Source organism: Pseudomonas sp. GL_139_B (assembly GCF_057834475.1).
In genome coordinates this window covers 4137372-4158135 of sequence record NZ_CM174403.1, presented here as the reverse complement: position 1 = coordinate 4158135, position 20764 = coordinate 4137372, and the positions used below count along the sequence as shown (strand labels likewise).

19 protein-coding genes and 1 tRNA gene are annotated in these 20764 nt (G+C 58.8%); 8 read left to right on the top strand and 12 right to left on the bottom strand.

Annotated elements, in window-relative coordinates; all coding sequences use genetic code 11:
* Positions 1 to 33 precede the first annotated feature (33 nt).
* Genes AC3ISI_RS19075 through AC3ISI_RS19055 form a run of 5 tightly spaced genes read left to right on the top strand, consistent with a single transcriptional unit; the run spans position 34 to position 4954 of the window.
* Entirely contained in the window at positions 34 to 861 is an 828-nt protein-coding gene (locus AC3ISI_RS19075) for an enoyl-CoA hydratase-related protein (RefSeq protein ID WP_489333314.1), read from the top strand.
* Positions 862 to 916: 55 nt separating this feature from the next.
* Positions 917 to 1678, top strand: a complete 762-nt coding sequence (locus AC3ISI_RS19070) for an SDR family oxidoreductase (protein WP_489337752.1) — start codon at positions 917 to 919, stop codon at positions 1676 to 1678.
* Positions 1679 to 1725: 47 nt separating this feature from the next.
* Complete coding sequence (locus AC3ISI_RS19065; RefSeq protein WP_489333313.1) at positions 1726 to 2502, top strand: SDR family NAD(P)-dependent oxidoreductase; 777 nt, start codon at positions 1726 to 1728, stop codon at positions 2500 to 2502.
* A 60-nt stretch (positions 2503 to 2562) separates the two neighbouring features.
* Positions 2563 to 3855, top strand: coding sequence for an acyl-CoA dehydrogenase family protein (locus tag AC3ISI_RS19060; protein WP_034150893.1), 1293 nt, complete (start codon positions 2563 to 2565; stop codon positions 3853 to 3855).
* A gap of 34 nt (positions 3856 to 3889) precedes the next feature.
* On the top strand, positions 3890 to 4954 hold the full coding sequence (locus tag AC3ISI_RS19055; protein WP_007942989.1) for a phosphotransferase family protein: 1065 nt from the start codon (positions 3890 to 3892) through the stop codon (positions 4952 to 4954).
* Positions 4955 to 5000: 46 nt separating this feature from the next.
* On the opposite strand, the gene AC3ISI_RS19050 is transcribed toward AC3ISI_RS19055, so the two are convergent.
* Positions 5001 to 6443, bottom strand: a complete 1443-nt coding sequence (locus AC3ISI_RS19050) for a DUF1254 domain-containing protein (protein ID WP_489333312.1) — start codon at positions 6441 to 6443, stop codon at positions 5001 to 5003.
* A gap of 203 nt (positions 6444 to 6646) precedes the next feature.
* Between AC3ISI_RS19050 and AC3ISI_RS19045 the strand changes: the two genes are divergently transcribed.
* On the top strand, positions 6647 to 7510 hold the full coding sequence (locus AC3ISI_RS19045) for an MBL fold metallo-hydrolase (protein ID WP_489333311.1): 864 nt from the start codon (positions 6647 to 6649) through the stop codon (positions 7508 to 7510).
* A gap of 360 nt (positions 7511 to 7870) precedes the next feature.
* Here the strand turns inward: AC3ISI_RS19045 and AC3ISI_RS19040 are convergent, their stop codons facing one another.
* From AC3ISI_RS19040 to AC3ISI_RS19010, 7 genes are all read right to left on the bottom strand, one after another.
* Positions 7871 to 8164 carry a hypothetical protein gene (locus tag AC3ISI_RS19040; RefSeq protein WP_489333310.1) on the bottom strand — a complete coding sequence of 98 codons (294 nt, stop codon included), beginning with the start codon at positions 8162 to 8164 and terminating at the stop codon, positions 7871 to 7873.
* On the bottom strand, positions 8164 to 10053 hold the full coding sequence (locus tag AC3ISI_RS19035; RefSeq protein ID WP_489333309.1) for a YfjI family protein: 1890 nt from the start codon (positions 10051 to 10053) through the stop codon (positions 8164 to 8166). Before AC3ISI_RS19035 ends, AC3ISI_RS19040 begins: the two co-directional genes overlap by 1 nt.
* Positions 10050 to 10901 (bottom strand): toprim domain-containing protein, encoded by an 852-nt coding sequence (locus tag AC3ISI_RS19030; protein ID WP_489333308.1) that lies wholly within the window; start codon positions 10899 to 10901, stop codon positions 10050 to 10052. The genes AC3ISI_RS19035 and AC3ISI_RS19030 overlap by 4 nt, the downstream gene beginning before the upstream one ends.
* Positions 10902 to 11097: 196 nt before the next feature.
* Positions 11098 to 11403: a helix-turn-helix transcriptional regulator gene (locus tag AC3ISI_RS19025; protein WP_320396248.1), complete on the bottom strand. Its 306-nt coding sequence runs from the start codon at positions 11401 to 11403 to the stop codon at positions 11098 to 11100.
* A gap of 80 nt (positions 11404 to 11483) precedes the next feature.
* On the bottom strand, positions 11484 to 11909 hold the full coding sequence (locus AC3ISI_RS19020; RefSeq protein ID WP_489333307.1) for a hypothetical protein: 426 nt from the start codon (positions 11907 to 11909) through the stop codon (positions 11484 to 11486).
* A 70-nt stretch (positions 11910 to 11979) separates the two neighbouring features.
* Positions 11980 to 13296, bottom strand: coding sequence for a tyrosine-type recombinase/integrase (locus AC3ISI_RS19015; RefSeq protein ID WP_489333306.1), 1317 nt, complete (start codon positions 13294 to 13296; stop codon positions 11980 to 11982).
* Positions 13297 to 13460: 164 nt separating this feature from the next.
* Positions 13461 to 13533 (bottom strand) — tRNA-Asn (locus AC3ISI_RS19010).
* A gap of 227 nt (positions 13534 to 13760) precedes the next feature.
* On the opposite strand from AC3ISI_RS19010, the gene AC3ISI_RS19005 reads away from it, so the two are divergent.
* Complete coding sequence (locus AC3ISI_RS19005) at positions 13761 to 13991, top strand: hypothetical protein (protein ID WP_489333305.1); 231 nt, start codon at positions 13761 to 13763, stop codon at positions 13989 to 13991.
* Here AC3ISI_RS19005 and AC3ISI_RS19000 read toward each other — a convergent pair.
* Together AC3ISI_RS19000 and AC3ISI_RS18995 are read right to left on the bottom strand one after the other, a co-directional pair.
* Positions 13988 to 14188 carry a hypothetical protein gene (locus AC3ISI_RS19000; RefSeq protein ID WP_489333304.1) on the bottom strand — a complete coding sequence of 67 codons (201 nt, stop codon included), beginning with the start codon at positions 14186 to 14188 and terminating at the stop codon, positions 13988 to 13990. The two genes, AC3ISI_RS19005 and AC3ISI_RS19000, sit on opposite strands and share 4 nt — an antisense overlap.
* A 231-nt stretch (positions 14189 to 14419) precedes the next feature.
* Positions 14420 to 15616 (bottom strand): amino acid aminotransferase, encoded by a 1197-nt coding sequence (locus AC3ISI_RS18995; protein ID WP_489333303.1) that lies wholly within the window; start codon positions 15614 to 15616, stop codon positions 14420 to 14422.
* Positions 15617 to 15954: 338 nt separating this feature from the next.
* Between AC3ISI_RS18995 and uvrB the strand changes: the two genes are divergently transcribed.
* Complete coding sequence (uvrB, locus tag AC3ISI_RS18990) at positions 15955 to 17970, top strand: excinuclease ABC subunit UvrB (protein ID WP_489333302.1); 2016 nt, start codon at positions 15955 to 15957, stop codon at positions 17968 to 17970.
* A gap of 84 nt (positions 17971 to 18054) precedes the next feature.
* On the opposite strand, the gene AC3ISI_RS18985 is transcribed toward uvrB, so the two are convergent.
* The gene (locus AC3ISI_RS18985; protein ID WP_489333301.1) at positions 18055 to 19605 is read right to left on the bottom strand and encodes an MDR family MFS transporter; all 1551 of its coding nucleotides are present in this window, start codon (positions 19603 to 19605) and stop codon (positions 18055 to 18057) included.
* Entirely contained in the window at positions 19595 to 20644 is a 1050-nt protein-coding gene (locus AC3ISI_RS18980; protein WP_489333300.1) for an HlyD family secretion protein, read from the bottom strand. Before AC3ISI_RS18980 ends, AC3ISI_RS18985 begins: the two co-directional genes overlap by 11 nt.
* Positions 20645 to 20764 lie beyond the last annotated feature (120 nt).

Sequence of the window (20764 nt, the reverse complement as noted above, 5' to 3'; positions counted from 1 at the left end):
TCTCGGGCCCTTTTTTCAGGAAAACCAGCCACCGTGAACTACCAGATGATCACCTACGAAAAACGCGACGCCGTCGCCGTCCTCACGCTCAACCAGCCGGAACTGCTCAATGCCTTGAGCGCGGCGATGCTGGGGGAAGTCCTCGAAGCCTTGGCCGAGGTGCGCCAGGACAACCGCGTGCGGGCCTTGGTGTTGACCGCCAACGGCAAGCTGTTTAGCGCCGGGGCGCAATTGAATGAATTGTTGCACGGCGGTGAGCCGGGGCTAAGCCGTGGGGCGAATGTCGCACGCATGATGGAAGGGGTGTTCAACCCCGTCATAGCCCAACTGCGAGAGCTGCCGGTACCCGTGGTGACTGCCTTGAACGGTGGTGTTGCCGGGGGCGCCGTGGGGATAGCACTGGCGGCAGACGTCATCATCGCTGCGCGTTCGGCGTACTTCTACCTGCCGTTCGTGCCAAAACTCGGCCTGGTGCCGGACCTCGGTTCGTCGTGGTTCCTCGAGCGCCTGCTCGGCGGACCACGGGCGTTGGCCCTGACGTTGACTGGCGGGCGCTGGTCGGCCGAACAAGCTGAACGCTGGGGGATGATTCACGCCTGCGTGGACAGTGAAGCTTTGTTAGGCCAGGCCATGGACGTAGCCCGTCAACTGGCCTCTTTACCCGCCCACGGTGTGATCGAGGCACGTCGTGTATTCGATGTGGCCAGAGGCAATTCGCTGGGTGAACAGTTGACCTATGAAACGGATCGCCAGCGCGAGCTCTTGGACAGGCCCACCTTCGAACAGGGTGCCCAGGCGTTTCTGGGGAAACGCGAGCCGCAGTTTCTCGGGCGCGAGTCCGGCGTCATGAACACTTTCTGACTATTTCGCCATGACGGGCGCTGGCACAGCGTCGCAATCCATTGGAGCAAAAATGATGAACAGCAGTTTTTCCGGTCAGGTTGCTTTGGTAACAGGGGCTGCGGGTGGAATCGGCAGGGCCACCGCTATCGCTTTCGCCGCGGCAGGCATGAAGGTTGCGGTGGTTGATTGTCAGCGCGACGGTGGCGAAACCACCGTGCGGATGATTCGCGAGGCGGGTGGCGAAGCCAGCTTCTTCGCCTGCGACGTGACCTGCGATGCCCAGGTCAAGCAACTCACGGAACAGGTACTCGTGGCTTATGGGGCCATTGACTATGCCCACAACAACGCCGGAATCGAGCGTGAGAAAGGCCGTGTGGGTGACAGCGGTGAAGAGGTTTACGACGCGCTGATGGACGTGAACGTCAAAGGCGTCTGGCTGTGCATGAAGCACCAGCTGGAGGTCATGCTGGCCCAGGGGCACGGGGCTATTGTCAACACAGCCTCGGTCGCCGGCCTGCGCGGCATTCGCAAAATGGGCATTTACAGCGCCAGTAAACACGCTGTCGTCGCACTGACCAAATCCGCGGCCATCGAATATGCGAAAAAGGGTATCCGCATCAATGCCGTGTGCCCGGCGGTCATCGAGACGCCCATGCTCGAGCAGATGATCAAGATCGATCCCTTAGTGGCGGAACGCTCTGCGGCCATGCATCCCATCGGCCGGCTGGGGCGTGCCGACGAGGTGGCCAACGCCGTGCTGTTCCTGTGCAGCGACGGTGCCAGTTTCATCACCGGGCACGCGCTCGCCGTCGATGGCGGATTGAGCGCCGGCTGATTCTGCACTGCATCCAGACTGCGTATTCAACGAGAGAGATTTCATTCATGACGCAACCGCTATCGTGCGACCCCACGCGCAACTTCGCCAACGCGCTCGACTTCACCGGCAAGACTGTTTTGGTGGTCGGTGGCTCCAGTGGCATTGGTAATGGCATCGCCCAAAGCTTCCGCGAACTCGGCGCCCAGGTGCATGTGTGGGGCACTCGCTCGCACGCCTGCGACTACAGCATGGAAGAAGGCTCGGACTTGCAAGGCTTGCACTATGCCCAGGTCGATTTGAACGAACAGTCGGCTATCGAAGAGGTTCAGCCGGCATTCGAGCGTCTTGATGTGTTGGTACTGGCCCAAGGCACGATTTTGTACAAGCGCGCCGAATTCGATATGCAGGGCTTCGACAAAGTCATGCGGGTCAATCTGGGCAGCATGATGGCGTGCTCGCTCAAGTTCCAGGACATGCTGCAACGCAGCCAAGGGGCATTGATCACTCTGAGTTCTACGGCGGGTTTTCGCACGACCCGTGGCAACCCGGCCTATGCCGCCTCCAAGTCGGGCGTCGTCGGGCTCACCGCCACCCTGGGCGACGCTTGGGCAAATCAGGGTATTCGGGTCAATGGCATTGCTCCGGGATTGGTCGATACCAAGTTGACACGGGTCAGCACGCAATCACCAGAGCGCCTGCAGGGACTATTGGCACGTATCCCACTCAGGCGCATGGGCCTGCCCGAGGAGATGGCGGGTGCAGCGGTGTTCCTGGCCTCGCCTTTGTCCTCCTACATGGTGGGGCAAACCTTGCTGGTGGACGGCGGACTTACGCTGGCCTGAACCCTTCGAAACCCTACATTGGCCACCGCTCGGTGGCGTTAATTGCGACGGAGTAATGACATGAGCTGGTCCTTTGAAACCGATGCCCAATTCCAGGCTGAGCTCGACTGGATGGATGAATTCGTGCGCACCCGCGTTGAGCCGCTCGACCATATTCTGGACTGCGCCTATGACGTGAAGAACCCGGCCAACGTGCGCCTGGTGCGGCCATTGCAGGCTGAGGTCAAGGCCCGTGGCCTGTGGGCCAGCCATTTGGGACCTGAACTCGGCGGGCAAGGTTTTGGGCAGGTGAAGCTGGGCTTGATGAACGAAATTCTCGGGCGCTCAGACTTTGCCCCGATCGTATTCGGTTGCCAGGCGCCTGATACCGGCAATGCGGAAATCCTCGCCCACTTCGGTACCCCGGAACAGAAGCGACGCTGGCTGGAACCGTTGTTGGCCAACGATATTGTTTCGTGCTTTTCAATGACTGAACCCCAGGGTGGTTCAGATCCTCAGGTGTTCACCACTCGGGCTGTCCTCGAGGGTGACGAGTGGGTCATCAATGGCGAAAAGTGGTTTTCATCCAACGCTCGCTATGCCGACTTCTTCATCGTGATGGCCGTGACCGATCCTGAAGCCCCACTGATTTCCAGTCAGTCGATGTTTATCGTTCCGGCAGGTACACCGGGCCTGGAGATTGTTCGTGATGTGGGCTTTGCCTCCGAGAAAGTCGCCACCCATGCCTACGTGCGCTACACCAACGTCCGCGTGCCGGCCGATCATATTCTCGGTGGCGTCGGCCAGGCCTTCGTGGTCGCACAAACACGCCTTGGTGGAGGTCGCATTCACCATGCGATGCGCACTATCGGTGAGGCAAAAATGATCCTCGACATGGCCTGCGAACGGGTACTGTCGCGGGTGACCAAGGGCGAACGCCTGGCCCGCAAGCAGATGGTGCAGGAGAAGATCGCCGACAGCTGGATCGAGCTGGAGCAATTCCGTCTGCTGGTATTGCGAACTGCCTGGCTGATTGACAAACACCAGGACTACAAACGCGTGCGCAAGGACATCGCTGCCGTCAAGGCCGTCATGCCCAAGGTCCTGCACGATATCGCCTCCCGCGCCCTGCACCTGCATGGCTCGATCGGCGTGTCCGATGAAATGCCATTTGTACATAGCGTGGTCAACTCGTATTTCCTGGGACTGGCCGACGGTCCTACCGAAGTGCACAAAGTCACCGTGGCCCGAGAGATCCTCGATACCTATCAGGCGTGCGACGAGTTGTTCCCGGCGTACCACCTGCCGCGTCAACGTGCCCGTGCATTGAACCAGTACGGCGATGTGCTCGAAGACCTGCAAGGTGTCCTGTGACGGGCGCTCTTGGCATGAATGACGGGAGTGCCTGATGAGCAAAATGGAAAACGGCTTGGATTGGCAGACACTGGTGGATATCCCTCGGCTGCAACGGTGGATGGACGTCGAGGGGCTGGGCGAGGGGCCGATCAGTGGTGCGCAACCACTGGCCGGTGGCACCCAGAACCTGCTACTGCTTCTGCACCGTAGCGGCCGCGACTATGTCCTGCGCCGGCCGCCGCTGCATCCGCGCATGGACGGCAACGCCACGATGCGCCGTGAAATGCGGGTCTTGCAGGCGCTGGCCGCCACCGACGTGCCGCATGCGGGATTCATCGCCGGGTGTAAAGACACTGAGGTGTTGGGTTCGGCGTTTTATCTGATGGAGCCCATTGAGGGGTTCAACGCGTGCGAGCGGATGCCGGCCCTGCATGCCGGCGACCTGGCCGTACGGCATGCCATGGGCCTGGCCTTGGCTGATGGTGCCGCGGCCTTGGGTCGGGTCGATCTGGCACGGGTTGGCTTGAGCGACCTGGGCAAGGTCGAGGGTTTCCTCGAACGCCAGGTCCCGCGCTGGCAAGCGTTGCTCCATAGTTACGAGGAGTTCACCGGCTGGAGTGGTTCGCAGGCGTTGGGCGATGTGGGCGCCATCGGGCGTTGGCTGGAGCAACGACGACCCCCAACGTTCGAACCGGGACTGATGCATGGTGACTATCACTTGGCCAACGTAATGTTCCGCAATGACGGGCCGCAATTAGGTGCCATCGTCGACTGGGAAATGACCACGGCAGGGGATCCATTGCTGGACCTCGGCTGGATGCTCGCGACCTGGCCGGATGCTGATGGCATCGCCACGGGCCCGGCTACCCCGCAGCCATGGAGCGGATTTCCTGACGCCGGGGCGCTGATAGCCCGTTACGCCATGGGCAGTAAACGCGACCTGAGCCACGTGCAGTGGTACGCGGTTTTGGCCTGTTACAAGCTGGGTATCGTGCTTGAGGGTACCCACGCTCGTGCCTGCGCCGGCAAGGCATCCAGAGAAATCGGGGTGCAGTTGCATCAGGCTGCGCTGAAGCTTTTCGAACGTGCAAGCCAGTGGATCGAAGGCAGGCGCTGAGAAAAGAGGACGCTTTGCAGCCAGAGGCAGCAAAGCGTCCTCATTTTCAATCAATGCGTTTGACGGCCGGTGGTACCCATTCGCCGTTAGTTACTTCCGATTTCGGCGCGTATAGGCGCAATGCCAACTTGAACCCACCTTGTGCTGGCGTCGGCAGCCAGTTCGCTTTCTTGTCGCCTCCTGGCGAATCCTTCTGGATGTAAAGCGTGAGAGAGCCGTCGTCGTCAAATGTGAGGTGACTTCGATCACCCAATGCGTAACGGTTTAGCGTGTTGGGAACCAGATACGATTCCTTGTCGTACATCGTCAAAGACCAGAAGGCATTGACTGGAGGCAGCTGCTCCTTGGTGAAGTGCAGGACGTATCGGTGAGCCGCGTCATAAGGTTTGCCGTCGCCGTCTATCAGCGATAGTGGATAAAAGGCGTCCTCGATCAAATTGCCACCGACACCAAAATAGGTCCATGCGGCCCGATAGGTGTACTGGGTGCCATAGCGACCCATGTCACGGGTCAGGTTCCAGCCGTTTACTCGCTTGCCCAGTTTTGCTTCTTCGTCGTGAACAGCTTGTCGACCTTCTGCAACCCCGCGCTCGATCGCCTGTTGTACTTGCGGTGTGAATCGCTGCATGTCGAATGCTACGCCGGGCTTGATACCTATCTGCGCAATTCGAGTCATCACAGGGCTGTCGGCCGGGTAGGGTGGGTTATGCACCATCAATGCATTCAAACGTTGAAAAAACACTTGAGCCGGCATGACGTCCACTTGGGCCGGCACGGGGGTCTTGCTATCCACACCGGGTTTAAGAGGCAGGTTGTCCGGTGGTGTGTAGGCATTGCCCCACGCCGAAAGCGGCACCAGTTTGTACTGGTCTTGCAGCGCGTGAACGGCGGGGTAATCCTCGGTTCCTGCGGTATAGGTGCGGCCCCCCAGTAGCGCAAGACTGGTAGGCATGCGCAGTTCGGTCATGCCCTTGGGCAACGTCCCGCGCCAGTCGGGGCCAACGATGGCGAACGTGCCACCTTTGCCACCCAGTGTGCGCGAGCCGGGCGCGTGCGGCACGTTGTTCCAGGCGTCGATCAATTGCATGATCCAGAACCGGTCGCCCATCGGCGGGACGAACAAAACCATCGGTTCTCTGGATAAATCCAGGTTGGCCAGCGAATACAGCGTGTCGACATTCAGACCGACGACGGTCTTGTTATCCGCGTTGGGAAACTCGCGATAGTGGACGAACTGGTTGAGGGGCGCTTGAAGCTTTCCGACCTTGGTGACGTGAGTCTGTATGTCACTCTGGGTCTGTATGTACACCAGCGGCAAGCCAAAAACATAAGCCTCCTTCGCCAGGGTTTGCGCTTGCTGCGCAGAGACCGGCGCGTTGATCGCAGCGCTGGTCAGACCGGCCGGAGCGCACAGGCTCAGAGCCACGCAACACTGTTTTAATAACCGGCACAGTCGAGGTGAAGATGCACGACGATGTTGATTGATCATGATTATCTCCGGATGGCTGCACAGGTCGAAACACCGCCTATAGCTTAGCTTGACAATGTTATGTGGCGTATTCGGGCCACCTGTCAGTGGTTAACCTTCCCCCCAAAAGGGGGGTGTGGCGGGTGAGTGCGCGGGCTTAACCTGACGCCCGAGGAAACACTTCAAGCGGTCGTCGAGATGACAAAATTAAAAAGGTAGGCATCGTGGAACGTACTATTTCCACCCTGGCGGGCACATCTCGCAGGCTTGATGGCGGCATTTTGTTCGGCCAGACCCCGCGCCGGCGTTGGGCAGATTTGATGAGGCCCGACCACGACAACCTGGTGGAGATCGCGGCGCGGACAATGCTGGTGCAAGAGCAGGGCAAGAACACGCTGGTCATGGCTGGCGCCGATGGGCTGCTGGCATCTGGGCATCGCAATTGCCGCTGTCACCCGCGCGAACCGGGATTGCTCGAAAGTCTGGCGCAACATGGCCTGGATGAAAATGCCGTGGATGCCGTGCTGTTGACCCATCTACAGGCGCATCTTTCCAGCGAGCTCAGTGAACTGATCAGGGACGGGGACATGCCACGCCTGTTGTTTCCCCGAGCCCGGTACTTCTGCGGCGAACGTCATTGGCTGCGGGCACGCCATCCGCATCCGCGTGATCGGGATTTGTTCGTTTCACCTCTAAATCACCGGCTTGAAGGCAGTGGGCGGTTGACGTTGATCGGTGATTCCGGCTGCGAGGCGTTCGGTGAGGGCTGGCGGTTTCACACCAGCGATGGTTATACCCCGGGCCAACTATTGCCCGAAGTTCAACTGCCTGGTGGTCCGGTGTTGTTTGCGGGCGATCTGATACCAGGGACCCATTGGTTGAACTTGGCAATGACCAGCGCGTTTGACCGCAACCCCGAATGCGTGATCGATGAAAAGGAGCACGTGCTCGACAACCTTGTGGCCAACGGTGGACGTCTGTTTTTTGCTCGAGATCCCGATGTGACGATGGTCAAGGTGATGCGCGACCGACAATCGCGCTACATCCCCTTTGACTATTACAGAACGTTGAGCCGCTTCGACAGCTGAGTGCTGCATGGTTGAGTGTTTGTACTTGCAAACAATGCAAATTGAATCGGTCCAAGAGTTGAAAGCAGCGAATAGCTGCTTCTGGCCGATTGTTGTCTGAAGCGCAACTCCGCTTAGGTCGAAAACCGAATAGATGCTTCTAACGGAAGTATGGAAAGTATGTCTATTAATGGTCACTATTTTTTCACGACAAAGTCGGCGAATTCCGGGCTTCGAACTACCCCCGATCAAAAAAAGGTAAAAAAGAACCTATACCGGGGGGTAGTGGCACGTCATCTGCGTGCTACTTAGGGGGTGGGTGGTGGGGGCGAATGATTCAGTCCCCCTCGCCAGCAGCGCCAGCAATCTTGTACGCAAGCTTCATACCTTCACCTCGGCATCAATCCAGCGGGCTTTAACTTCCTGGATTGCTTCCGCGTAGGTGCTCGGCTCACCGACCATCGTGCAAATCGTCTTGCCATCGCGAATGACGTTCCAGAAACATCGACGTTCAACACCGTCATTCGCTGCGAGCTCGGCCAGCAACTCCAAACGGTGAGATTTCACATACTGACGGACATCATTGGTCAGCTTTGAAGCCGGAGACACCCGGATACGCATTCCTGCTTTTTTCGCGGTAAATCCCCTCTCCAGTAGGTAGTCGATGGCGGCCATCACAGATCCTCTGCGTCATCAGAAAAAGATACTTCCCGACTCAATGCAAAGGTTCCGTTCTGCGGATTTTCTGCGGGTGCTGAGTCAATCCGCACGTTTCCCGCATCTGCCAAACCGTCTAGGAATTTTGAATGTGCTGCTACATCCGCTACATTTGCTACAAGTGTCGATTTAGAGCCTCCCGTTGCTTGCAACACAGTTGCTACAGGTTGCAACAAAACAGAGTCCCCGGTCGCGCGGTAGCAACTTGTAGCAACGTTGTTGCAACCGTTGAGGCCTTGCCGTACGGGCTTTGTAGCGGATGTAGCGGATGTTGCAGGCTTTGAGGATTTCGCCAACGGATTTATCGTGAATATTTTGCCGTCAGTGGTCAGCAGGTAGTGGTGGTCGCACAGGATAGCCAGCAATTTTCTGCACTCTTTGGCACTCTTGCGGCAGGTGCCTGTTCCATTTTGCTGCGCTGTTCGTACATCGAAGGGTGGCCACTCTTTCTCCAATATATGATTCAGCAGCTCTTGCGCTTGCAATAGCTGCGGTTCCACCTGCTCAGTCAGGCGCAAGGCTTCGCCCAGATACCAGCGCATGAGCAACGCGGCGCGCTCGATCAGATCTGGGCCAATGTTCGCTTTGTCCTCCACCACGGCCAGCACGCCGGCAATGCGAAGAATGTTCTCCGCGCTCTTGGCGGCGGTCGCCTTGATTACTTGCAGATCACCGCATGAACCTAACTGCCCCTCGATGGTGTCATGCTCGGCAATCCATACCGCCATCGCCGCAGGCGTCAGAGACAACGATGGCGGATCAAGTTCACCATGTTCATCCTTCGGTGCTTCTCGATTCAGCAGGGCCGTCATGCGTTCCCAGAAGCGACCCAATCTACTGTCCTGTGTGAGATCAATTGCCCGATAGAAGCGGCTGCCAGCCAGAGACTCCGGCCACGCGATCAGGAAGCGCGCCAAGATGCCCTGTCCTCTTAGGATGGGATCGTTCAACACGGTCAAGGCGACAACGGGCTGAATCATGAGGTGCACGCTCAGCCGGCAACCACTGCGCATATCGGTTTCGCCGTCAGCGGCACGAGTGCGGTTGAGAGGTGACCCATCCCAGCGCTTGGCCAGCCAGGCCGCACTCTTGAGGATGTTCTCTGGCTTGCTGGCATAGCCACCGAAGAACTGGCCGCCTTCATCACTGAACAGCCCTTGCGAGTGCTGGCCGCGCAGTAGGGATTTTTCCAGTCCTTCAATAGTGGGTTCTTCGCAAAGGATGTAGGGCAAAGGAGGTGCTTCGGGCACTGTTAGCTTGTCCAGCTCAGCGGCAACTGCCTCGGGATTGCCTTTGGCTTTATCCAGCATCGCAGTACGGGCCTTTTGATGGGCATCGCGATGATTGCGGTGTTTCTTGCTTGTACCCTTGTATTCATGAATCAAGTCTTTTTGGTGTTGTTGGTGGGCGGACAGTGCGCAGCGATCAGCCGATGACTTTCGGTCGCCCGATTCGGCTACGGTCAAAAGGTACAGTGATAGCGGAATCAATTGCCCGTCGCGCTTGACGTTGGCATGTGCCTGAGCGGCCAGTGCGGCGGCGGCAAGAATTGTTTGGGCAGCCATAACCTCCGGCACCTGTACGGCTTCGACAATGGCCATGGCGGCGGCGCCAAGGCAGTCACCCAGGGCGTCTAGCGGATAGGGGGTGGCGGTTTCCATTTCGGGCAGTAGGGGTTCTGGCTCAGGGAAAGTCGCTTGTAGAACCAATGACTGCGTCACGCCTTCAAGCGGTTTGCGCGTGGTGTTCCCCTTGGTCTCCACATCTGGTTCCCACATGATGCCGGGGATATTTTCGTAAGCCTCAAATGGCACCTGCTCAAACGCCGGAGGTTCGGGAATATTCATTGTTGAATTCTCCATTGGCGCAAGTCATTGAAGTCGGACAAACCCAGCGGAGCATCATCCGGCCAGGGCGGCAGTACCAGCCCGCAACCCAGCGCAGCGGCTGCCTTGATCGCCGCCAGCTTGCCCGTATTGGGCTTGCCCTCGGCTTCCTTGCTGCGGTCGTCATCGCCACCAACGATCAGCACGGCCTCGGGGTAGCGACGGCGCAGGTACTCGCCCACGGCCAGCAGGTTGCTGGCAGTCATGGCACAGGCCACGGCGGCGCCGGTTTCCTCGTGGATCGTGAAACCCGTTGCAAGACCCTCGCAGACGTACAGAGGCTGGTCGGCGCCGATGATGCCGACGGGCGAATAGGAGCACTTCACGCGCCCACCAGACAGGAAGCGCTTCGAACCGTCCGGGGCGATCTGTTGCAGATTGATCAGGTGCCCATCCAGGTACAGCGGCACCAACAGATTGGCGCCACGTTGGCGCAGGCTGTGGGAGCGGACACCCTTGGTCATCAAGTACGGGTGCGCAGGATCGGCGCGGCGCGCATCACGCCACCAACGGTCGGCCCACTCGGCGGCAGACTGCTGGCGCTGGTGCTGTACGGCTTCCCGCTGACGGCGGGCCTGCTCATTGCGCTGGGCGATCAACAGCGCCTCCAGCGGATCGGCAGGTTTGCGGCTGCTCCAGGTGTGAGTGCCGCCAACCTTCCAGCTACCGAACGCACCCGAGGCGATGCCATCCAGATACAAGATGTACCAGCCGTTGAGGCTTCCGGGCTTGTCATCAGGTACGCGGAAACGGTGAATGGTGCCATCGGCCACAGGCAGCCAATCAAGCGGCCCGTAGACGGCCTGCATGGCAGTGCAGAACGCTGGGCGGCAGTCGGATGGAGTCGTAAGGTATTGCTGTGAGTTGTTGTGAGAGGCCAGCCAGTTCCTCAGCGGGCTTTGTTTTTGGGACATATGTTTATGAGACATAGCCAGTCCTCATGGGGCGTTTTCCGGGCAAGCCGGGAGCGCCCCGCTGATATGCAGGTTGGGTCGTTATGGGCGATTACAGGGGTTGTTCAGGAGGCGAGCTGGGGTGGGATTCCGCATTTTCTTTGTATTGAGTGGGGTGGGATTCCTTACTCATTTTGTAGCGAGTGTCGCGTGCTGCGATCTTGGCCGCCAGGTACGCTTCGACCTCGGCCACGACATAGTAAACGGCGGCTTGGCGGCTTTCGCCGTATTTGATCGGTTGTGGGAAGTCTGGGTCGTTTTGCTTGAGTTTTTCCCCGCCGGAACGAGAAACTCCCATCAATTTAAAGGTATCAGGTTGTGGAATCAGACCTTTGTCGATGAGCGATTGCGATAGCATTTTGGGTGTCTCCAAATGTGTATGAACACCCATACGTTAGGAGTCACAACGAGCACCTGCTCAAGCTTGTGTTCGCTTTTTTACTTGAGCCCTGCCTCACGCAAGATTCGCCGAACAGTGGTTGGGTGAAGTTTGGTCAGCTCGGCAATCTTTGCAGCGATGCCACGCTCTGACATTTTTGTTTTCAGTGTGTGGAACATTTTTATTACTTCGGCGTGATCCACCTCTTTTTTTTGTTTCCGCTGCTCCCCTGTCACACGTCCGCCTGATTTTCTTTGTTCGCGTTTCTGCTCCAGGAGCTGAGGGATCTTCTTGTATTCATCCGTCGGTAAGTTTTCGAGCTTCCTGTTTGCCTCCAAGCACTCTTGATAATCGGCATAAAGACTGGCCCCTATATGCCCAATTAACTTGCCAAGGGGTAGAAACGGCTGAGTGATTTGTTGAAACGACTGAGCGAGTCGCTGGGAAAGCTCGTTGAGCGCCTGCTGTTTTTTGTCTTCTTTCATGGGTCGGCGTGCCTCCATATGACGCCCTATATAGTAGGTCAGCAGGTGGGGGTACGCCTTCGAAAGTGAGTTAGCCGCGCAGGATCGACACCACGTTGTCGCCTTCGGCCTCCGGGTGGGCAAAGTCGTATGGGGTAATGTGCTGTTTCCGATTGGCCTCCAGGTAGTCGGCCCACCACTGCATCATTTGCCGACGTTCTTCCATGTGTTCAGCCAGGTGGGTATAGGCACCGCGCACCTTGTTGCGCTCTAGGTGGCTCATTTGATGTTCTACTGCGTCCTTGCTCCACAGCCTGGACACCGTCAGGGCTGAGCAGGCCATAGCCCTGAAGCCGTGGCCGCACAACTCCGTCTTGGTGTCGTACCCCATCAGGCTGAGGGCCTTGTTCACAGTGTTCTCCGACATCGGCTTCCAGTGGTGGTGGTCGCCGGCAAACACTAGGTCAAGGTGTCCGGTGATCTGCTGAATCTGCTTAAGCATGGCGATGGCCTGTCGGCTCAGCGGCACCACGTGGGCCGTGGCCATCTTGGCGCCACGGTGGGAGTACTTCACGCCCTCGATGGGTGCCCGCTCGCCGGGGATCGTCCAGACACCCCGCTTCAGATCAATTTCAGGCCAGCGAGCGAAGCGCAGCTCACTGGAGCGGATGAACAACAGCAGCGCCAGGTGAACCGTCAGTCGAGTGAGTTGACGCCCTTTGTAGGCTTCGAGCCGTTCCAGCAGGTCGGGGATTTTATTGAAGGACAGTGCAGGGCGGCGCTTGGATTTTCCCGTGGCGGTCGCGCCCACCAGGTCGCGGGCTGGGTTGCTGTCGATATGCCCGTGTTGGACGGCGTGACGCATAATGCCTTCCTGGTACTGGCGTAGGCGGTTGGCCAGATCCAGTGCATCGGACTTTTCCACGACCTTGAGCGGTGCCAGCAGGTCGCGGGCTTTCAGGTCGGAGACTGGGCGGGCTCCAAGGCTGGGAAAGAGGTGAGTTTCCAGTCGGCGCAGGACGCTATGCGCGTACCCCTCCTTCCACTTGGGGGCGTTCGTAGCGTGCCACGCCAACGCCATCGCCTTGAAGGTGTGGCTGCGGGCGTTGGAAGCCTCGACCTTGGCTTGCTTGGCGTGCTCCATGGGGTCTATCCCGTGGGCCAGCAGTTCCAGGGCTTCCGCTCGACGCTGTCGTGCAGCCTTTAGCCCTAGCGCCGGATAGTTGCCGAAGGTGTCCAGCCCTTCGCGGCCATCAGGCCGGATGAACCTGAACCGCCAAGTCTTCACGCCAGAGGGCTTGACCACCAGGATCAGGCCTTGGCCGTCGTACAGCTTGTTATCCTTGTCGGGGCGGGGCTTGGCTGCCTCGCACTTGGAGTCGGAAAGGGGGGTCGCGGTGCGTGCCATAGGGGTATGCCTCCAAATCGAACCGGCATACCTCTTCACGTACCCTTAAACAGTGAAGGTATCCGGGTGCATGAATATACACCCAGAAACGACAAACCCCGCACTAGGCGGGGCTTGTAGGCTGCTTTCTGGTCATGTGGAAACATGTAAAAGCATAATAATTGCTCCACGACCTGGACTCGAACCAGGGACCCAGTGATTAACAGTCACTTGCTCTACCAACTGAGCTATCGCGGAATGGCGCCTATGTTACTGATTCAAAAAGAGAAGTCAAGCGTCTGATAGCAACATGGGCAATTCGTCGGGACAGACGGTGGTTTATCGGCCATGGGCGGTTACCAGATTCGTCCCAGAGGTCTACCATGGCCGCCCGGAAGTGGTAACACGCGCTGCCGGCCATTCGCCGAAAAGGTACGCGCCATGAATCACCCAGCCTGCACACCCCACAACAACGGGGTGCTCGCATGAGCATCTCTCAGATCAGCTTGCCCAAAGGTGTTGGCCCCCACGCCGAAAAACTGTTCGACGCAATCACGCAGGCCAGCACTGCCGAGGAATTGAACCGTGCCGGCGGCAAGGCCGAAGGTTTTGTTCTGGGCCTGGAAAGCACCAAGGCGATCAAGAGTCAGATTGCCGAGTCGCTCTATGTCGCCTATGACGATGCTGCCAGTCAGCGTGCCACCGAACTGGCTTAACCGCCAAACGTAAAGGTGCCGAGCATCATTTTGGCGTAGAGCATCGTGGCGCCCAGTTGCACCAGCCACAAGGCCAGGCCGCCGAGAAACACGCCCGCAGCGACTTGCATTACCAGGTTACTGCCGCGTTTGGCCGGAGTGCGAGGCACGAAGTGGTCCAGCTCATCGCGGTCTGCGCGTAGGTCATCGTTTTTCATGTGGGTTCTCGTAAAAATCCTGGATGTGCACAAAACCTGTAGGAGCTGGCTTCGATGAGGCCGTCACATTCAACATTGATGTTGGCTGGGCGACCGCCTTCGCAGGCAAGCCAGCTCCTGCATTTGAATTGTGTGGAGTCTAGAGGGCTGAGTCGCTGCTTTGAGAATTATCTGCGCCAAATAAAAAACGGGAAGCCATTTGGCTTCCCGTTTTTCATATCACCGAACGACTCAGATCACCTGAACGATGGCCTTGGTCACCACATCGATATTGCTCTGGTTCAGAGCAGCCACGCAGATGCGGCCGGTGTCCAGGGCGTAGATGCCGAACTCGGTGCGCAGGCGGGTGACTTGCTCAACCGTCAGGCCGGAGTAAGAGAACATGCCGCACTGACGACCCACGAAGCTGAAGTCGTGCTGCGGGGCGTTTTTCGCCAGCAGGTCGACCATCTGAATGCGCATGCCGCGAATCCGCAGGCGCATTTCAGCCAGTTCTTCTTCCCACTGGGCACGCAGGACCGGGCTGTTCAACACCGCGGCGACGATGCTTGCGCCGTGGGTTGGCGGGTTGGAGTAGTTGGTGCGGATCACGCGTTTGACTTGCGACAGCACGCGCGCGCTTTCTTCTTTCGATTCGCTGACGATCGACAGGGCGCCAACGCGCTCGCCGTACAGCGAAAACGATTTGGAGAACGAACTGGACACGAAGAAGGTCAGGCCCGACTCAGCGAACAGGCGCACAGCCGCGGCGTCTTCGTCGATGCCATCGCCAAAGCCCTGGTAGGCCATGTCGAGGAACGGTACGTGGCCTTTGGCTTTAACCACTTCCAGTACGTTGTTCCAGTCCGCCGGGCTCAGGTCTACGCCGGTCGGGTTGTGGCAGCAGGCGTGCAGCACAACGATCGAGCCTGCGGGTAGAGCGTTCAGGTCTTCCAGCAGGCCGACGCGGTTAACGTCGTGGGTCGCGGCGTCGTAGTAACGGTAGTTCTGCACCGGGAAACCGGCGGTTTCGAACAGTGCTCGGTGGTTTTCCCAGCTCGGGTCGCTGATCGCCACGACAGCGTTCGGCAGCAGTTGCTTGAGGAAGTCGGCACCGATTTTCAGTGCGCCAGTACCGCCCACGGCCTGGGTGGTGATGACGCGGCCAGCGGCGATCAGCGGCGAGTCATTGCCGAACAGTAGTTTCTGCACAGCCTGGTCGTAGGCAGCGATGCCGTCGATTGGCAAGTAGCCACGGGAAGCGTGTTGAGCGACGCGAATCGTCTCGGCTTCGACAACGGCGCGCAGGAGTGGAATTCGCCCCTCCTCGTTGCAGTAAACACCGACCCCCAGGTTGACCTTGTTGGTACGGGTATCGGCGTTGAATGCTTCGTTGAGGCCCAGGATTGGATCGCGTGGTGCCATTTCGACAGCGGAGAACAGGCTCATTTTTGCGGCGGCTCTGAATGGAGAGTGGAGGGACGTGTGGCGCTCCAGCCGAATGCACTAGAGCGGTGCACAAACGGGGAGCTAGTATAGAGGTCATCTGCGATTGATGGCGACAGACGATTCGGCTTTTCCGCTAAGTTTTTCCGATTATTTTTCGACCATTCACCGATTAGCGTCGTCAAAGGATTCACGGGATGTAGGACGTTTGCCTTGAAAGAGCAGGCAATCGACTCCACATTGAGCACAATCCAGTTTTTTCCTCGGGCGACTTCGGTCGTTTGTGGTCTTTCTCGTTGCTGTCCGGTTTGACCGGTCAGGCGCGACCCCAGGGGTATTGAATGTCTGAATTCCAGCTAGTCACCCGCTTCGAGCCCGCCGGCGATCAGCCGGAAGCCATCCGCCTGATGGTCGAAGGCATCGAAGCCGGGCTGGCGCACCAGACGTTGCTCGGTGTGACAGGCTCCGGCAAGACGTTCAGCATCGCCAACGTGATCGCGCAAGTGCAGCGTCCGACCCTGGTGCTGGCGCCGAACAAGACCCTGGCCGCTCAGTTGTACGGAGAGTTCAAGGCGTTTTTCCCGAACAACGCGGTGGAGTACTTCGTTTCCTACTACGACTATTACCAGCCTGAAGCCTACGTACCGTCGTCCGACACCTTCATCGAAAAAGACGCTTCGATCAACGATCACATCGAGCAGATGCGCCTGTCTGCGACCAAGGCATTGCTGGAGCGCAAAGACGCGATCATCGTCACCACCGTGTCATGCATCTACGGTCTGGGCAGCCCGGAAACCTATTTGAAGATGGTGTTGCACGTGGATCGCGGCGACAAACTCGATCAGCGTGCCTTGCTGCGTCGCCTGGCGGACTTGCAATACACCCGCAACGACATGGATTTCGCCCGTGCAACCTTCCGGGTGCGCGGCGATGTGATTGATATCCACCCGGCGGAATCCGATTTCGAAGCGATCCGCATCGAGTTGTTCGATGACGAGGTCGAGAGCCTGTCTGCCTTCGATCCACTGACGGGCGAGGTGATCCGCAAGCTGCCGCGCTTCACGTTCTATCCGAAAAGCCACTACGTGACTCCACGAGAAACCCTGCTCGGTGCCGTCGAAGGGATCAAGGTCGAGTTGCAGGAGCGTCTGGATTACCTGCGCACCAACAACAAGCTTGTTGAGGCCCAGCGTCTGGAGCAGCGCACGCGCTTCGACCTGGAGATGATCCTCGAGCTGGGCTATTGCAACGGCATCGAAAACTACTCGCGCTATCTGTCGGGTCGTGAATCCGGCCAGGCCCCGCCGACGTTGTTCGACTATCTGCCGGCCGACGCCTTGTTGGTGATCGACGAGTCCCACGTCAGCGTGCCGCAGGTCGGCGCGATGTATAAGGGCGACCGTTCGCGTAAAGAGACGCTGGTGGAATACGGTTTCCGCCTGCCGTCCGCGCTGGATAACCGGCCGATGCGTTTTGACGAATTCGAAAGCATCAGCCCGCAGACGATTTTTGTCTCGGCGACGCCGGGCAATTACGAGGCAGAGCATGCAGGCCGTATCGTTGAGCAGCTGGTGCGTCCGACGGGGCTGGTCGATCCGCAAATCGAGATCCGCCCGGCGCTGACTCAGGTCGACGACTTGCTCTCGGAAATCGGCAAGCGAGTCGCGCTCGAAGAGCGGGTTCTGGTCACGACTCTGACCAAGCGCATGTCCGAAGACTTGACCGATTACCTGGCCGACCACGGCGTTCGCGTGCGCTATCTGCACTCGGACATCGACACCGTGGAGCGGGTTGAAATCATTCGCGATTTGCGCCTCGGTACGTTCGACGTGCTGGTGGGGATCAACCTGCTGCGTGAAGGTCTGGACATGCCGGAAGTGTCGTTGGTGGCGATTCTCGATGCGGATAAGGAAGGCTTCCTGCGCTCCGAGCGCTCGCTGATCCAGACCATCGGCCGGGCGGCGCGTAACCTCAATGGTCGGGCGATTTTGTACGCCGACCGCATCACCGGCTCCATGGAGCGGGCGATCGGCGAAACCGAGCGCCGTCGCGATAAACAGATCGCCTTCAACCTGGCCAACGGCATTACGCCCAAGGGCGTGTTCAAGGACGTTGCCGACATCATGGAAGGCGCCACCGTGCCGGGCTCGCGCAGCAAGAAGCGCAAAGGCATGGCCAAGGCTGCCGAAGAGAGTGCCAAGTACGAAGCCGAACTGCGCTCGCCGGGCGAGATCGCCAAGCGTATTAAAGCCCTGGAAGAGAAGATGTACGCATTGGCGCGTGATCTGGAGTTTGAAGCAGCGGCGCAGATGCGCGATGAGATTGGCAAGTTGCGGGAGCGGTTGATCACCGTTTGATTTGCAGCACCTGTCAGGCCGCCATCGCGAGCAAGCTCGGCTCCTGTAGGAGCCGAGCTTGCTCGCGATAGGGGCACCTCGGTCTTAATGTGCTTCCCCAGCCTTAATCCCCTCCGGCAATTTTTTGGTCAGCAAGATCGCCAGCATGCTCACCCCCAGCGCAATCCCGACAAAGTGAAATGCATCGTTGTAGGCCATGATTGATGCCTGTTGGTGCGCAATCTCGCTGATCTTCGCAAGTGCCGCCGTCTCATTGCCCAGTCGGTCCGCCATCGATGCCAGCCGCTCGGCCACCTGCGGATTGCTTGGCACGATGGCTTCGCGCAAATAATCAAAATACGTCTTGGTTCGCGCGTCCAGAAGGGTGGCGAGGAGGGCGATGCCAATCGCGCCGCCGAGGTTGCGCAGGATGTTGAACAGGCTCGACGCCGAGCCTGCGTCCTGCGGCAGGATGTACGCGGTGGCGATCAGCGAAATGGTGACCATTATCAGGGGTTGCCCCAGTGCGCGCAGGAGCTGGATCTGATTGAACTGCGGTCCGGCGAAGTCCGGGTTCAATACTCCAGAATAAAAACTCGCCATCCCGAACAGCCCGAATCCAAGCGTACACAGCCACTTCGGCGAAATGTACTTCATCAGCTTGGGCACCAGCGGAATCAGAAACAGCTGTGGCACGCCCATCCACATGATCACTTCGCCGATCTGCAGGGCGTTGTAGTTCTGGATCTGCGCCAGGTACAGCGGCAACAGATAAATCGAGCCATACAGCCCGACGCCCATCCCCAGGCTGGAAATACTCGACAAGCCAAAGTTGCGGTTGCGCAGGATGCCTAGGTTGATCAGCGGGTTAGGTTTGGAAAACTGCACGATCACAAAGGTGATCAGGCTGATTAGCGCGATGCTGCCCAGGGTCACGATCAGGTTTGACTCCAGCCAGTCCTTGCGGTGGCCTTCTTCCAGAAACACCTGCAAACAACCGAGGCCGACGCCGAGGGTGAGAATGCCCATGTAGTCGGTGCTTTTCAGTAATTCCCAGTGCGCTTCCTTCTTCTCCAGGCCGTACATCAGGCCGGCGATCATGATCAGCCCCGGTGGCACGTTGATGTAGAAGATGTATTCCCAGCCCCAGTTTTCAGTCAGCCAACCGCCCAGTGTCGGGCCGATGGAGGGTGCAAAGGTGGCGGTCATGGCGAACATGGCCATGCCCTTGGCGCGGTGATGCTCGGGGAGTTTGATCAGCGTCAGGGTGAACGCCAGCGGGATCAGCGCGCCGCCGGTAAAGCCCTGCAAGGCGCGGAAGACGATCATGCTTTCCAGGCTCCACGCCATGGAGCACAGCAGCGAGGCGACCAGGAAGCCCAGTGAAACCCACACCGCCAGCCGTCGCGCGGACAGCAATTGCACGAGCCAGGCGGTCAGCGGGATCATGATGATTTCCGCCACCAGGTACGAGGTGGAAATCCACGAGCCTTCTTCCAGTGTGGCCGACAGGGCGCCCTGAATGTCCTTGAGCGAAGAGTTGGTGATCTGGATGTCGAGCACGGCCATGAAGGCGCCGAGCATCACGCTCATGACCGCAATCCAGTCCCGCCGGGTCGGTTCGCCGACCGGGCGGATCAACTGATCACCGGCCATCGTCAGGGGCGTCTTTGATGTTCACTTTAGCGGTGACCGACATGCCCGGGCGGATCTTGCCTTGCAGCGGATTGTCCGCGTCGAAGGTCAGTTTTACCGGGATCCGTTGTACAACTTTGGTGAAGTTGCCCGTGGCATTGTCCGGTGGTAACAGGCTGAACTGCGCCCCGGAAGCGGCGAACAGGCTGTCGACACGCGCCTTGATCGGCGTGTCGCTGTAAGCGTCGAAGGTCAGCTCTGCGCTTTGGCCGGGCTGCATGTGGCCAATCTGGGTTTCTTTGAAGTTGGCCTGAATCCAGATGTCCTGGTCCGGGACGATCGACAGCAAATACGCGCCGGCCTGCACCACTTGGCCTTCGCGGGCGGCGCGCTGGCCGATCAGGCCGCTGATGGGCGCGTGGATTTCGCTGCGGGTCAGGTTCAGTTCGGCTTGCGCCAGCTCGGCCTTGGCATTGGCGATCTGCGCGTCAAGACGCTTGATCTCGGCGGACAGGGCGTTGACCTGCTGACGTTGACTCTGAGCATCGGCCTGGGCCTTGGCGACTTGCGAGCGGGCGATGTGGTTGTCGGCAGACAGAGTGGTCACCCGTTCTTCTGAGATGAAGCCCGGTTTGCGCAAAGTTTGGGCTCGGGTCAAATCGATGAGCGACCTGCCGAGGCTGGCCTGGCTGGAGGCCACTTGCGCTTCGCTGGCCGCGATCAGGCTGGATTGCTGGGTGAGTTTGCTTTGTGCTTGCAGGCGTTCGGCCTCGCGGGTGGCAAGGCTGGCGCTGGCGCGGTCGACGGCGAGGTCGAAATCGGCGCCTTCGAGCTTGATCAGCAGCTGGCCTTTTTCGACGTGCTGATTGTCATGCACCAATACTTGGTCGATGCGCGCGCTAAGTTGGCTAGAGACGCGGGTGATCTCGCCCTGGACATAGGCGTTATCGGTGCTTTCATAAAATCGACCCTTGAAGAACCAGTGGGCGAAGAAGCCCCCGGCAATCAGCAGGATGAGCAGCAGGAAAATAAACAGGCGACGCTTGAGTTGGGCAGGCATGGGGCAGACTGTAGTCGAGAAAATGTAAGGAAAGGTATCAGCAGGTGAATCTGTCATACAGCCGACAAGCGGTAAATGCCATCGGTTGATATTCGGCCATTCAGCACGCCATACGCGCGC